Consider the following 13,512-nt stretch of genomic DNA (forward strand, 5'->3'; position numbering starts at 1 on the left):
ACGCCGCGCGGCGGCTGGACTCGCCATGATCCGCTACGAACCGCGCGCGGCGACGCAGGCGCTGGCAAAGCCGGTCGCCGCGCAAGCTGAGCAGGTGTTCAGCGACTGGCAGCTTTCCATCGCGCCGGCCTCCGGCGTTCCAGCGCCGGCGCATGAACCGATGCCGCTGTGCACGCAACAATCAGGAGCCTGCTCGCGCGCCTGCAGGCAGGGCGTAGCTTCCCGGCCCGTAGCTTGCGATCATCGCGAGAGCGCCGAGCAGGCCGAGATTCTTCAGGAAGTTGATGGTCTGGGTCACGACCTGCGCCTCGGGCGCGGCCCAGAAATTGTGAAACATCAGCGTCGCGGCGATCGTGAACAGGAACAGGACGGCAGCGGCCTGGCGTGCGAACAGGCCGAGCACCAGCGCCACGCCGCAGCCAAGCTCAACTGCCGTAGCACCCGCCGCGAGCACCGCACCGATGCCGTCGGCGCCGCCGAGACGTCCGGCGGTCGTGGAGAAGGCCATCAGCTTGCCGATGCCGCTGTAGAGAAACAGCGGCGCGATCGCCAGCCGGGCAAACAGCAGGACCCACGATTCGGACAGGCGGCCGGCCTTGTCGCCGGCCGCAACATGGGTGGAACTGGACATCAGCGGTCTCCTTTGGTGTTGAAATCGTCGATTGGTGCGGCTGCCTCGCTCAAACGAGCTGCGCGGCGTTGGGAAGCGGCTTGAGGCCAAACCGGTATGAGAGGCCGCGCTGAACTTTCCCGGAGCGGTCGTCGCGGGGGAATGGCGCGATCAGCGAGTTCTTGACGCCGAACACCGCATCGGAATCGAGGTACGGGCTTTCCGCATCGAAGATGTGGGTGATCAGCGTCTCATAGCCCTCGGCGGCGATCATGAAATGGACATGCGCCGGGCGGTACGGGTGACGTCCGAGCGCCTCGAGCATCTCGCCGACAGGACCGTCATGCGGGATCGGATAGAATGCCGGCATGATCGAAGTGAAGGCGAACCGTCCGTCGCGATCGGTCCTGAACCGCGCCCGCATCGCGAGCGATTGCAGATCCGCCTGCTGGACGTCGTAATAGCCGTCATCATCGGCATGCCACACATGGACCGTCGCCTCGGCAAGCGGCCGGCCATCGGACGCACAGACGACGCCATTCACGCTGAGCTTCTCACCTTCGATGCCGCCGGAGATATCGGCGCCAAACGGCAGCTCGGGCGCAGCTGCGACGAAGAACGGACCAAGCACGGTCGTCTCGGTCGCGCCCTCCGGCATCCGATGGTTGATCGCATCGACCAGCATCGAGACGCCGAGCGTGTCGGAGAGCAGGATGAACTCCTGCCGCTTGTCGCTGCACATCTGTCCGGTCCGGGTCAGGAAATCGATCGCCGCGCTCCATTCCTCGAAGCTGATTTCGACGTCGCGCACGAAATCATGCAAGTGACGCACGAGGCTGGTCATCACGGTCTTGAGGCGTGCGTCCCCGGTCTGCGCCAGGCTGTCGATCACGGCTCGTGTGATGTTGTGCTCGTCGAAATCACGCATGCGAGGCCTCCCCGCGGCTCGATGAAGACATTGGCCGCACGCCGTGCAGCGCGTCGTCGAGCAGCGCTCGAAGCGCCGGCAGCGCGAGCGGCCGTGGATTTGGATAGGGCGTTTCGATAGCAGCCGCCGCCGCGCGGTCGAGGTCCGATGCTTGCACTCCCAGCGCGGCAAGCGAGGTCGGCGCGCGAGCCGATGCGCCAGGTCGAACAGACCTGCGCTCGCATCGGTGGCGCCTAGCGCCAGCGCGATGTGCTGCATCGCATCGGCGGCCGCCGGCGTATTGTAGGCGACCGCGTGCGGCAGGATCACCGCATGGGTCTCCGCATGCGGCAGGTCGAACATGCCGCCGAGCGTATGGCAGAGCTTGTGATGCAGGCCCATGCTTACCGCATTGAGGCAACAGCCGCACAGCCACGCCGCATAGAGCGCATCGGAGCGCGCGTCGCGATCGCCGGCCGCAGCCATTAGTTTGGGCAGCGATTGCGCGAAGCGGCGGATCGCTTCCCCGGCGATCAGCGAGGTGACCGGGTTGCGATCATGCGCGTACAGCGCCTCGACCGCATGAGCGATCGCGTTGAGGCCGGAGACGGCGCTCTGTTGCGGCGGCAGCGTGAGCGTGAGATCGACGTCGTAAATGATCACCTCCGGCTGCACCTTGGCGTTGCGCAGCGTGGTCTTCCGGCCGCCTTCGGTCTGGCCGAGGATCGCGGTCGCCTCGGAGCCGGCATAGGTGGTCGGCAGCACGATCTGCGGGAGATCGGTGTGGAGCGCGATCGCCTTGCCGAGCCCGGTAGCCGAGCCGCCGCCGATGGCCACCACGCAATCGGCATCGAGCGCCCGCGCCTGGGCCACGGCCCTTGCCGTCACGTCGACCGGCGTGTGCATCGCGGCTTCCGCAAACACGCCCGCCGCAAGCGCGCCGAGATCGGCGGCAAGCGCGTCGGCCTCGCCGCGCTGCGGCGCGGTCGACAGCAGCAGCGCCCGGCGGCACGAAAGGCGCCGGACTTCATCGGCTAGGCGCGCGCGGGTGCCGGATCCGAAAATCACCCGGGTTGCCGGCGCGTTGTAGGCGAACGGCTGCATCGTCACTCCGCCGGGGCCGGATCGATGGCGGCGGGCCGGGCCGCGGCGGCAAGTCCGAGCGAGCCGATCGCGAGCGCGCCGACGATCGCGGCCCCGCCGATCACCCAGAACACGATGTCGGGCCCGCCGGTCACCTGCTGCAGCAGTCCGATCAGATAGGGGCCGAGGATCGCGCCGACCCGGCCGACGCCCAGCTCCATGCCGACGCCGCTGGCCCGCAGCAGGGTTTCGTACGAGCCCGCGGTGAAGTTGTTGAGCACGTGCTGCGCGCCGATGATGCAGAAGCCGGCGATGGCGACGATCGCAAGATTGACGCCGTGTCCGCTGACGAACACCAGCGCCAACACGGCAATGCCGCCGGTCAGCCACCATGCGGCGAGGTAGCGCGGCGTCAGCGACATCCTGCGATCGGCCAGCATCGCGAGCGTCAGCCCGCCGACGAACGACATCGCCTGCATCAGCGCGCCGAAGCCGAACGATGCCGCAAACGTCTCGCCGCGTTTCTGCATGACCGTCGGGATCCAGCCGGTCAGGCCGAAGATCGCGAACAGGCTGAGGAACGCCGTGATCCAGATCGTCAGCGAGACGCGGCGATAGCGCGGGCTCAGCAGCGCTGCGACCGGGTTGGACACGCTGCCGGCGTCGGCAGAGGCGAAACTCGCATTGCGATAGACCACGGCGCGCTCCGGGCGAAGCCGCGCGAGCAACGTTCGCAACTGCTCGGTGCGGCAACGCGCCGCGAGGAATTGCGGGCTTTCGGGCAGCACCGCGTGCGCGACGAAGGTCAGCGGGATCGACAGCGCGCCGAGGTAATAGAGGATCTGCCAGCCGTGATGCGGCGTCAGATAGACACCGACAAGCCCGGCGCAGACCCCGCCGAGCGACCAGCCCAGCGTGACGCCCCAGAGCGAGAACGCGTTGCTGACGCGGCGCGGCGCCAACTCATTGACGAAGGTGGTGCCCAACGGCAACAACACGCCGAGGCCGAGACCGGTCGCAAAGCGCAGCGCGCAGAAACTCCAGAAGTCGTTTGCGATCGTCGCGGTCAGCAGCGTGAAAACGTTGACGACCCACAGGCCCGCGAGCAGCGTGCCGCGCCGGCCAAGCCGGTCGGCGACCGTGCCATGCCCGACTGCGCCGAACAGGAATCCGACCAGGCCCGAGCTCACCAGCAGCCCCGCCTGGCTCGGCGAGAGCCCCCAGGCTTTGCCACGTAGTGGATGACATAGGCCGGATTGAACGTGTCATAACCGTCGAACAGCGTGATGAGCGTGATCAGAATGCCGAGGAGTATGTGCAGCCGGCCAACGGCCGCGCCCGACAACTCCTCATGCACGTCGATTTCTGGCGAAGTGCTCACGGTTTCCTCCATTGCAACAATGATGCGCCCTGCTCTGCGGCAGGTTGGAATGCGCGGCTCTACAGCTTGAACAGGCCGCGGGCGTTGTCGCGGCCGATCTTGATGCGGTCGCCTTCCGCGATCGTCGCGCTGTCGAACCATTGGGCGGCATGGTCGATGTTCTCGAACGGCCAGTCGGCCGAGAACAGGATTCGGTCGGCGCCGATCTCGAGCATCGCGTCGATCAGGGCCTGGGTGCGGAAGTTACCCGATGTCGTGATGTAGAAGTTTTCCTGGAAGTAGTCGGCGATCTTGCGCTTGGCCGGATAGACGTTTTGCGCGCGCATCCATTTGTTGTGATTGTCGACGCGCCACATCGAATACGGCAGCCCCTCGCCCATGTGGCCGAGGATGATCTGCAGCCGCGGATAGGCATCGAACAATCCCGAGCCCATCAGGCGCAACGCGTGCACCGCGGTCTCTTGCCCGAACGCCCAGGTTGGCCCCATCAGCCAGCGATGCCCCTCATAGATCGCGGCATCCTTCGCCAGCGGATTTCGCGGATGCAGGTAGAACGGAACGTCGAGGCGCTCGACTTCGGACCAGAACGGCCAGAACTCCTTGCGGTCGTAATAGACCGCGCCGTCATGGCCTTCGACCTCGCTGAAGCCGTTGACCAGTGCGCCGCGAAATTTCAGTTCGCCGACGCAGCGATCGAGCTCGCGGGCGGCGGCTTCCGGATCCTGCATCGGCAGCGCGGCCAGGCCCTGGAAGCGCTGCGGCCTCCGCGCGACCTGCTCGGCCAGGAAATCATTGGCGCGACGTGACAACTCCTGCGCTTGGGCGCGAACCGGAATCGCCTGGATCGCCGGCGCGTTGAGCGACAGCAGCATCAGCTCGATGCCGTGCGCATCCATTTCGGCAAGACGGCGGTCCTGGATATCGAGCAGCCGGGCCTTGAGCTCGACCCAGTCGTCGGCCGGCGAGAAGCCTGCGCTGTCCCGAACGGTCTCCTCGATGGCGAAGTGCTCTTCCAGCGCGATCTTTCCCTGCATCGGTTCTCTCTCCCGGCTCATGTCCGCGTTTCCGTGTTGACAGAGCAAAGCATCCGGTCCAATTATTTGTCAATGAGAAAGTTGCAAATGCAAATGATTGGAATGCAACTGTTGTCGGTGCGAACACCCGCGGCTATTCCGGGCGGATATCTCCCGCCTGGAATCGAGCCCGGATCTAAGCCCATGTACCGATTTTCGAATTCGCTCCCCTATCTGCTCGCGCGGCTCGGCGTGCGAATGGGCGACCTGTTCGCCCGCGTCATCCGTCACGAGAAGTTGACGCTGCCGATGTACCGAGTGCTCGCCGCGCTGTCGGAGCAGGGACACCCGTTGCGGCTCGGTGAAATCGCCGAACTGACGTCGGCCGACGTCTCGACGCTGTCGCGCATCGTTGCCGAGATGAGTCGTGCCGGCCTGCTGACGCGCGACCGGCCGGAGAACGACCAGCGCAGCCTTCAGGTCGCGCTGACGCCTGATGGCGCCGAGCTCGCCGCCCGGCTTATGCCGATCGCCCAATACTATGAGGAGGTCGCAACCGGCGCGATGTCGGCCAAGGAAGCGGCCGAGCTGAAGCGGGTGCTGGTCGAGCTCTACAGGAATCTCGACCGGCTCGAGCACGAGGTCGAGGCCGGCCTGATCGAGGTGCCCGCAGCGACAACATCGAAAGAGACGCGCGAGCCCAGGATCAGCTCCAAGATCGACACCAAGGGCAATACCGGCCGCGCGCGCAAGATACCGAGGAAATAGAGCCATAATTCAGGGAGAGGACATGCGCAGGGATCCGATCATCATTGCAGGCGGCGGCATCGGCGGACTGGCCGCGGCGGTCGCGCTGGCCCGCAAGGGATTTCAGGTCACCGTGCTGGAGCGCGCGCCGCGCTATCAGGAGATCGGCGCCGGCATCCAGCTCGGTCCGAACGCGTTCCATGCCTTCGACCATCTCGATCTCGGCGACGCCGCCCGCTCGATTGCGGTGTTCATCGACCAGCTGCGGCTGATGGACGCCAACTCGGCCGAGGAGATCACCAGCATCGATCTCACCAGCTATTTCCGCCGGCGCTTCGGCAATCCCTATGCGGTGGTCCATCGCGGCGATTTGCACGGCATCTTCCTGCGCGCCTGCGAGGCGCATGCTTCCATCACGCTGCGCAGCGACTGCGACGTCATCGGGTATGACCAGGACGGCGAAACAATCGTCGCTAGGCTGAAGGACGGCGGGCGCGTCCAAGGCTGCCTTTTGATCGGCGCCGACGGGCTGCGGTCCCGGATCCGCCAGCAGATGGTCGATGACGGCCCGCCGCGGATCGCCGGCCACACCACCTATCGATCTGTCATCCCGACCGAGCAGATGCCGGAAGATCTGCGCTGGAACGCCGCAACGCTATGGGCCGGCGCCAAGTGCCATCTGGTGCACTATCCACTCTCGGGCTGGAAGGTGTTCAACCTCGCCATCACCTGTCACAACGATCCGGCGGAAGCCTTTGCCGCGAGGCCGGTAACGCATGAGGAGGTGCTGGAAGGTTTTCGCGACGTCCATCCACGCGCCAAGGCGATCATTCACCACGGCAGGGACTGGAAGGCGTGGGTGACCTGCGATCGCGATCCCATCGAGCGCTGGATTGACGGGCGAGCAGTGCTGCTCGGCGACGCCGCGCATCCGATGCTGCAATATTTTGCGCAGGGCGCCTGTATGGCGCTGGAGGACGCGGTCTGGCTCGCCGAGCTCTTGGCGGAGACGCCGGATCGCTTCGAGCAGGCGCTGGAAAAGTACCGGCAGGTTCGGCTGATCCGCACGGCGCGGGTTCAGCTTCAGGCGCGCGAACTCGGCACCCACGTCTATCATCCCGCCGGCGTGCACGCGCTGCTACGCAACCAGCTGATCCGCGAGACCAGCCTCGAGCAATTCTGCGACAAGCTGGCCTGGCTGTACGACTCGCCTTTCCCCGAGCGGCCGAACCTCGCCGCATAGGCGACGGGAGCAGGAACGATCAGCCGAGCCCGCTGATGTCGGCGACCAGCACCGTGCCGGTCACCGATTCCGTGATGTAGAGCCGGTCGCGGTTGGCGCCGCCGATCGCGACATTGGTGCAGCTCTGGCCGGCGCAGGACTTGATCCGCGCGATGCACTCGCCGTTCGGTGCGAACACGAAGACGTGGCCGAGCGAAGCGTGCGCGACGAACAGCCGCCCGGCACTGTCCATCGTCATGCCGTCGGGCCCGCTCGGGCCGAACAGTGAGCAGAAGCGCCCGACCTTCGACACGCTGCCGTCCTTCATGAACGGCGCGCGCCACACCGCGTTGTCGCGCGTCATGGCGACGAACAGCACCGCCTCGTGCGGATCGAGCACCAGGCCGTTCGGGCTGATGCCGGTGTCGATCAGGCAGTCGAGCGCGCCGTTAACCCGCAGCCGGTAGACGCGGCCGGTCGGATCGTGCAGCCCGGTCTGGCCCTGGTCTGTGAAATAGATGTCGCCGTTCGAGGCGATGTGCAGGTCGTTGCAGCCGCGGAACGATTCCGAATTGCGCGAGCGCAGCAGCGGCGTGACCTTACCCGATCCGGGGTCGAGCTCCATCAGCCCGTGCCGGTAGTCGGCGATCAGGACGCGGCCCATCGGATCGATCTTCAGCCCGTTCGGCCAGCCGTCATACTCGGCAACCTGCGTCCACGTCTTGTCCGGCGCGATCCTGAAAATGCGGCCGAACGGAATGTCGACGATGTAGAGATTACCATCGGGATCGAATGACGGCCCCTCGATGAAGCAGTCGGTCACCGCGCCCGGCCGGTTGGCGTCGGCCCATTCGCTCGCCACCCTGCGGCGGAATTTGGTGGGCACGGCGGAAAAGATTTCGGTCGGGATCAGTTTCGGCGGCGTTTCCAGGTACATCATCGTTGGTTCACCCGTTGGCGGAACGGGCGAACCTTAGTTGCTTGCCTCTGTCATTGCGAGCGCAGCGAAGCAATCCACCTATCCGCCTGCGCGGTAGCCGGATCGGACCGACCCGCGCAACGACGCAGAGTCTTCAGCTCATCCCTACTCCGCCGCCTGCGCTCCGCCATACGCTTCCGAAATCATGAAGCCGGACAGCGTGCCGTAGGCCGCGGTCCATGCAGCGGCGACGTCAGGTGTCCAGGCATCGCCGAGGCCTTTTTCCAGCGTCCACAACAGCGCGCCGCCGACCACCGGGTAATGCTCGGGCTTGGCGCCATAGCCGACATGGCGCTTGGCGAGCGCGCTCGCGGCGGGCAGGATGGTGTCGAGATTGCTCAGCCCGTTGACGACGACGGCGAGCGTCGTCATCAGCTTCTTGCGCTGCTCCTTCATGTCGGCGGGAAACATCGCCTTCACGGTGGGTGCGACTTCGAACAAGCGATCGTAGAAAATGACCGCGGCTTGCTCGGAGATCGGCGCAACCTTGCCAAAGCTTTCCTGAACCAGCTTGATTTGGGCCGGATTCATCTCAACTCTCCTCGGTTCTGAAATGAACTCTGAAATGATTTTCGAAATGCGAGCATTGGTAGTCGCATCCGGCATTTCGGTTCAAAGCAAACGCGCCTGATACCGATGTCATCATCACGCCGCCTCGACGAAGCTGTGGCGCTCGTAGAGGAATTCGAGCACGCGCTGCCGGCACTTCAGGTAGCTGGCGTTGGTCGCGAGCTCGAGCCGCTTGCGCGGACGCGCCAGGGGCACCTCGAGCACCTCGCCGATCCGCGCGCTCGGGCCGTTGGTCATCATGACGATGCGGTCCGACAGCAGCACGGCCTCGTCGACGTCGTGGGTGATCATCAGGATGGTATTGCCGAGCTTCTGGTGCAGCGCCATCACCGAGTCCTGCAGATGCGCCCGGGTCAGCGCATCGAGTGCGCCGAACGGCTCGTCGAGCAGCAGCACCTTCGGCTCCATGGCTAGCGCCCGCGCGATGCCGACGCGCTGCTTCATGCCGCCCGAGATCTCGCTCGGACGCTTGTCCCTGGCATGCGCCATCTGCACCAGGCTGAGATTGTGCATTACCCAGGCGTCGCGCTCGGCCCGGTTCTTGGTCCTGGCGAACACCTTGTCGACGCCGAGCTTGACGTTCTCGTAGACGGTCAGCCACGGCAGCAGGCTGTGGTTCTGGAACACGACGGCGCGATCCGGTCCCGGCGAATTGACCTCGCGGTTCTCCAGCAGCACGCCGCCATTGGTCGCGCCGGTGAGGCCGGCGACGATGTTGAGCAAGGTCGACTTGCCGCAGCCGGAATGGCCGATGATCGAGACGTATTCGCCCTTCTCGATGGTCAGGTTGATGTCCTTCAGAACCTCCGTGGTCGCAGTGCCGCGGGTGAAGGTCTTATCGATGTGGTCGAGCTTCAGATAGGCCTGCATGATGTTTCCCTCAGTTCGCCGCCGTGCCGCGGGTCACGATCTTGCCCAGCCCTGCAATGAGACGGTCGAGCACGAAGCCGATGATGCCGACATAGAACAGCGCCAGGATGATCTCGCTGATATGCGAGGAATTCCACGCATCCCAGATGAAGAAGCCGATGCCGACGCCGCCGATCAGCATTTCCGCGGCAACGATCGCGAGCCAGGACAGGCCGATGCCGATGCGCAGGCCGGTGAACATGTAGGGCGCAGCCGCCGGGATCATGATCTTGGTGAAGAACTCCAGCGGATTGAGCTGCACCACCGCGGCGACGTTGCGGTAGTCCTGCGGGATGTTGCGGATGCCGACCGCGGTGTTGATGATGATCGGCCACACCGAGGTGATGAATATGACGAAGATCGCCGAGGGCTGGCCGTCGCGGAATGCGGCGAGCGACAGCGGCAGCCAGGCGAGCGGCGGAATCGTGCGCAGCACCTGGAACAGCGGATCGAGCCCGCGCATCGCCCACACCGACTGGCCGACCAACGTGCCGAGCGCGATGCCCGCGATCGCCGCCAGCGAATAGCCGTACGCGACGCGCTGCAGGCTGGCGGAGAGATGCCAGAACAGGCCCTTGTCGATGCCGCCATTGTCGAAGAACGGATCGAGGATCAGCTCTCTGGTGTCCTTGAACACCTTAGACGGTGGCGGCAGGCTGGAGCCGGCGCGGCGGCAGATCAACTCCCACACCACCAGCAGCAGCGCGACCACGATCAGCGGCGGCACAACGCGCGCCGCGGTCTCCTTCGCCAACCTGGCGTAGGTCTCGGCGCGCGGTGCGCGCTTCGGCGTCATGGTCACGACCGGCGCCGCGGTAGCGGCCTGCGGGATCGCCGCCGCTGACAGTTCGGTCTTGATGGCAGGCATCGACATTGACAGATGATCTCCGTGGTCGGGCGACGGGCCGCGCAAGAGAGCGCGGCCCTGTCGGGCTCAGACATCGACACGCTTGATAGACAGCGACTTCAGATACGCGGCTGGATCGGCGGGATCGAACACCTTGCCGTCGAAGAAGGTCTCCTTGCCGCGCGAGGTCGAGGTCGGGATATCCGATGTCGGCACGCCGAGCTCCTTGGCGGCCTCCTTCCAGAGATCCTCGCGATTGACCTTGGCGATCAGCGCCTTGGTGTCGAAGCCCGCCTCGTACTTGCCCCAGCGGATATCCTCGGTCAGGAACCAGAGGTCGTGGCTCTGATAGGGATAGGACGCATTGTCCTTCCAGAACCGCATCTGCTGCGGCGAGTTCTCGACCACGCGGCCGGTGCCGTAGTCGAACTTGCCCTTCATGCGATCGGTGATGTCCTCGACCGGACAGTTGATCCATTGCCGCTTGGCGCAGATCGCCGCGGTCTCCTCGCGGTTCTCCATCTTCTCGCACCACTGCTGGGCTTCCATGACCGCCATCAGCAGCGCCTTGGCGGCCTTCGGGTTCTTGTCGACCCAGGCGGCGCGCAGGCCGAACGACTTCTCCGGATGCTTGTCCCAGAGCTCGCCGGTCGTGATCGCGGTGTAGCCGATGTCCTGGTGGATCAGCTGCAGATTCCACGGCTCGCAGACGCAGAAGCAGTCCATCGTGCCGACCTTCATGTTGGCCACCATCTGCGGCGGCGGCACCACGATGGTCTCGATGTCCTTGTCGGGATCAATGCCGCCGGCGGCGAGCCAGTAGCGGATCCAGAGATCATGCGTGCCGCCCGGGAAGGTCATCGCGGCCTTCACCGCCTTGCCGGAGGCCTTCTTCTTCTCCAGCGCGTCAGGCGTCTTCGCTGACCTTGGTGCCGAGCGGTGCCGGCGCCATACCGCTGCCGGGCTTCACATGGAATTCGTAGGTCATCAGGCTCCACGGTCCGTCCGACCGCTGGCCATCCGGCATGACAGGATCGGTGCGCTTCTCGACCTTGGCGATCAGCTCGTCCTTCACGCCGAACACGACATCGGAGTCGATGTACTCATCGCCCTCGACGAACACATGCGTGATCAACGGCTCATGGCCCTTGGCGTTGACCAGGAAGTGCACATGCGCCGGCCGCATCGGGTGACGGTTGGTCTGCGTGATCATCTGCCCGACCGGACCGTCGGTCGGGATCGGATAGCTGCACGGCACGATGGTGCGGAAGAAGAAGCGGCCGTCGGCATCGGTGACGAAGCGCGCTCGCGAGGACGGACCTTCGCTGGCATAGCTCGGCTTCTGCGAGTCATAGAACCCGTCGTCATCGGCGTGCCAGACATCGACCGGTACGTTGGCGAGCGGCTTGCCGTTGAGGTCGGTGACGCGGCTCTGCACGAACATGCGCTCGCCGGGCAGGCTCGCCGAGATGTCGGTGCCGTGCGGCGTCACCTTGTGCTCGCCGACATAGAACGGGCCGAGCACGGTGGTCTCGGTCGCACCGTCGCGATCCCTGTGATTGACGGCGTCGACCAGCATCGACACGCCGAGCACGTCGGACAGCAGGATGAATTCCTGACGGATATCAGTGCACTTTTGTCCAGTGCGGGTCAGGAAGCCGATCGCGTGGTCCCACTCCTCGAAGGTGAGATTGGTCTTGCGCACATAATCGTGCAGCGACTTCACCAGTTCCTGCAGCAGGAACTTGGCCCTCGGATCGGGCGTCTGGTCGAAGCTGCGGATGACGGCTGTGGTGAGCTCGGTTTCGTTGAACTGGGTCATCTCGGCGTTTCCCTTGAGGGCCCTTTGGGGCGTGATTGCAGGGGCGAGCGTACACTACCCGCCCGGGACCAGTAAGCGGCCGGCGATTGGTGCAGCGGACACTTTTCGGCTATCAAGCTGCCTCGCCAGCCGGAGAAATTGCCCGATGTTAGCTCCCACGCCTGCCTCGCCCGAATCCGCGGGAATGTCGACCACCGCCCTCAACCGCCTCGAAGCGCATCTGAAGAGCCGCTACCTCGATTCCGGCCGCTTTCCCGGCACCCAGGTCCTGATCTATCGCCGCGGCAAGATCGTGCATTCCACCGTCCAGGGCTTTGCCGACCTCGAGCGCAAGGCGCCGATGAAGGACGACACGATTTTCCGCATCTATTCGATGACCAAGCCGATCACGTCGGTCGCCTTCATGATGCTGGTCGAGGAAGGCAAGGTCGCGCTCGACGAGCCGGTCGCAAAGTACATCCCGGAATGGAAGAACCTCGGCGTGTTCGTCGCCGGCACCGCGCCCGCCTTCCTGACCCGCCCGCCGACGCGGCCGATGCAGATCGTCGACCTCTTGCGCCACACCTCGGGCCTCACTTACGGCTTCCAGCAGCGCTCCAATGTCGACGCCGCCTATCGCGAGAAGAAGATCGGCGAGGTCATCAAGGCCGGCACGCTCGACAGCATGATCGAGGACCTGGCGAAGATCCCGCTGGAGTTCTCGCCGGGCGAGGCCTGGAACTACTCGGTCTCAACCGACGTGCTCGGCTATCTCGTCGGCAAGATCTCAGGCGTGCCGTTCGAGCAGTTTCTGAAGGAGCGGATCTTCAAGCCGCTCGGCATGAACGACACCGATTTCTTCGTGCCTTCAGACAAGGCGCACCGCTTTGCCGCCTGCTATTCCGCCGATCCGCAGGGCGGCTTCAATCCGCTCGCCGCCGAGCGCAAGGGCACGCTGACCTTGCAGGACGATCCGACCACCAGCTCGTTCCTGTCGCCGCCCTCGCTGGTCTCGGGCGGTGGCGGGCTGTGCTCGACCGCGGCCGACTACCTGACCTTCTGCCGGGCGCTGCTCAACGGCGGCGAGCTCGGCGGCGTCCGGCTGCTCGGCCCGAAGACGTTGAAGCTGATGGCGTCCAACCATCTGCCCGGCGGCGTCGACCTGCCGGCGATGTCGCGTTCGATGTTCGCCGAGGCCGCCTATAACGGCATCGGCTTCGGCCTCGCTTCGCCGTCACCATGCATCCGGCGCAGACGCTGATCGCCGGCAGCCCGGGCGAATTCAACTGGGGCGGCGCCGCGACGACGTCGTTCTTCATCGATCCGGCCGAGGAGCTGATCACGATCTTCATGACCCAGGTGCTGCCGTCGAGCGCTATCCGCTGCGGCGCGAGCTGCGCACCATGGTCTACGCCGCGATCACCGAGAGCAATCTCTGACCGA

At 65.2% G+C, this 13,512-nt stretch carries 12 protein-coding genes and 3 pseudogenes; 3 read left to right on the forward strand and 12 right to left on the reverse strand.

Going from position 1 to position 13,512, the window contains the following annotated elements; translation table 11 throughout:
- Window positions 1–181: 181 nt before the first annotated feature.
- The 6 genes and pseudogenes from ALC15_RS25440 to ALC15_RS25465 form a co-directional block, all read right to left on the reverse strand.
- A complete protein-coding gene (locus ALC15_RS25440) occupies window positions 182–631 on the reverse strand; it encodes a DoxX family protein (protein WP_050629634.1) in 450 nt (149 codons plus the stop codon).
- Window positions 632–680: 49 nt separating this feature from the next.
- Window positions 681–1,538, reverse strand: coding sequence for an intradiol ring-cleavage dioxygenase (locus ALC15_RS25445; RefSeq protein ID WP_050629635.1), 858 nt, complete (start codon window positions 1,536–1,538; stop codon window positions 681–683).
- A pseudogene (locus ALC15_RS25450) lies at window positions 1,531–2,621 on the reverse strand (maleylacetate reductase). The gene ALC15_RS25445 and the pseudogene ALC15_RS25450 overlap by 8 nt, the downstream one beginning before the upstream one ends.
- A 2-nt stretch (window positions 2,622–2,623) precedes the next feature.
- Window positions 2,624–3,790 (reverse strand): MFS transporter, encoded by a 1,167-nt coding sequence (locus tag ALC15_RS25455; RefSeq protein ID WP_050629636.1) that lies wholly within the window; start codon window positions 3,788–3,790, stop codon window positions 2,624–2,626.
- On the reverse strand, window positions 3,787–3,981 hold the full coding sequence (locus tag ALC15_RS45190; RefSeq protein ID WP_200914694.1) for a hypothetical protein: 195 nt from the start codon (window positions 3,979–3,981) through the stop codon (window positions 3,787–3,789). Before ALC15_RS45190 ends, ALC15_RS25455 begins: the two co-directional genes overlap by 4 nt.
- 59 nt (window positions 3,982–4,040) lie before the next feature.
- Window positions 4,041–5,015, reverse strand: coding sequence for an amidohydrolase family protein (locus ALC15_RS25465; protein ID WP_050629638.1), 975 nt, complete (start codon window positions 5,013–5,015; stop codon window positions 4,041–4,043).
- Between the two features lie 183 nt (window positions 5,016–5,198).
- Here ALC15_RS25465 and ALC15_RS25470 point away from each other — a divergent pair, with 183 nt between their 5' ends.
- Both ALC15_RS25470 and ALC15_RS25475 read left to right on the forward strand, forming a co-directional pair.
- Window positions 5,199–5,762, forward strand: coding sequence for a MarR family winged helix-turn-helix transcriptional regulator (locus ALC15_RS25470; protein WP_050629639.1), 564 nt, complete (start codon window positions 5,199–5,201; stop codon window positions 5,760–5,762).
- Between the two features lie 22 nt (window positions 5,763–5,784).
- Window positions 5,785–6,984, forward strand: a complete 1,200-nt coding sequence (locus ALC15_RS25475; RefSeq protein ID WP_050629640.1) for a 3-hydroxybenzoate 6-monooxygenase — start codon at window positions 5,785–5,787, stop codon at window positions 6,982–6,984.
- A 19-nt stretch (window positions 6,985–7,003) separates the two neighbouring features.
- On the opposite strand, the gene ALC15_RS25480 is transcribed toward ALC15_RS25475, so the two are convergent.
- The 6 genes and pseudogenes from ALC15_RS25480 to ALC15_RS25505 all read right to left on the reverse strand — a co-directional run bounded on the left by ALC15_RS25480 (window position 7,004) and on the right by ALC15_RS25505 (window position 12,090).
- Entirely contained in the window at window positions 7,004–7,903 is a 900-nt protein-coding gene (locus ALC15_RS25480; RefSeq protein WP_200914695.1) for an SMP-30/gluconolactonase/LRE family protein, read from the reverse strand.
- A gap of 144 nt (window positions 7,904–8,047) precedes the next feature.
- The gene (locus ALC15_RS25485; RefSeq protein ID WP_050629642.1) at window positions 8,048–8,473 is read right to left on the reverse strand and encodes a globin family protein; all 426 of its coding nucleotides are present in this window, start codon (window positions 8,471–8,473) and stop codon (window positions 8,048–8,050) included.
- Window positions 8,474–8,587: 114 nt separating this feature from the next.
- On the reverse strand, window positions 8,588–9,382 hold the full coding sequence (locus ALC15_RS25490) for an ABC transporter ATP-binding protein (RefSeq protein WP_050629643.1): 795 nt from the start codon (window positions 9,380–9,382) through the stop codon (window positions 8,588–8,590).
- Between the two features lie 10 nt (window positions 9,383–9,392).
- Window positions 9,393–10,295 (reverse strand): nitrate ABC transporter permease, encoded by a 903-nt coding sequence (gene ntrB, locus ALC15_RS25495; RefSeq protein WP_050629644.1) that lies wholly within the window; start codon window positions 10,293–10,295, stop codon window positions 9,393–9,395.
- A gap of 60 nt (window positions 10,296–10,355) precedes the next feature.
- Window positions 10,356–11,174: pseudogene (locus ALC15_RS25500) on the reverse strand (CmpA/NrtA family ABC transporter substrate-binding protein); the annotation flags it as partial.
- Between the two features lies 1 nt (window position 11,175).
- Window positions 11,176–12,090, reverse strand: coding sequence for an intradiol ring-cleavage dioxygenase (locus ALC15_RS25505; RefSeq protein ID WP_050629645.1), 915 nt, complete (start codon window positions 12,088–12,090; stop codon window positions 11,176–11,178).
- A gap of 145 nt (window positions 12,091–12,235) precedes the next feature.
- Here ALC15_RS25505 and ALC15_RS25510 point away from each other — a divergent pair.
- Window positions 12,236–13,508: pseudogene (locus tag ALC15_RS25510) on the forward strand (serine hydrolase domain-containing protein).
- Window positions 13,509–13,512: the final 4 nt, after the last annotated feature.

Source organism: Bradyrhizobium viridifuturi (assembly GCF_001238275.1).
Lineage (GTDB): Bacteria > Pseudomonadota > Alphaproteobacteria > Rhizobiales > Xanthobacteraceae > Bradyrhizobium > Bradyrhizobium viridifuturi.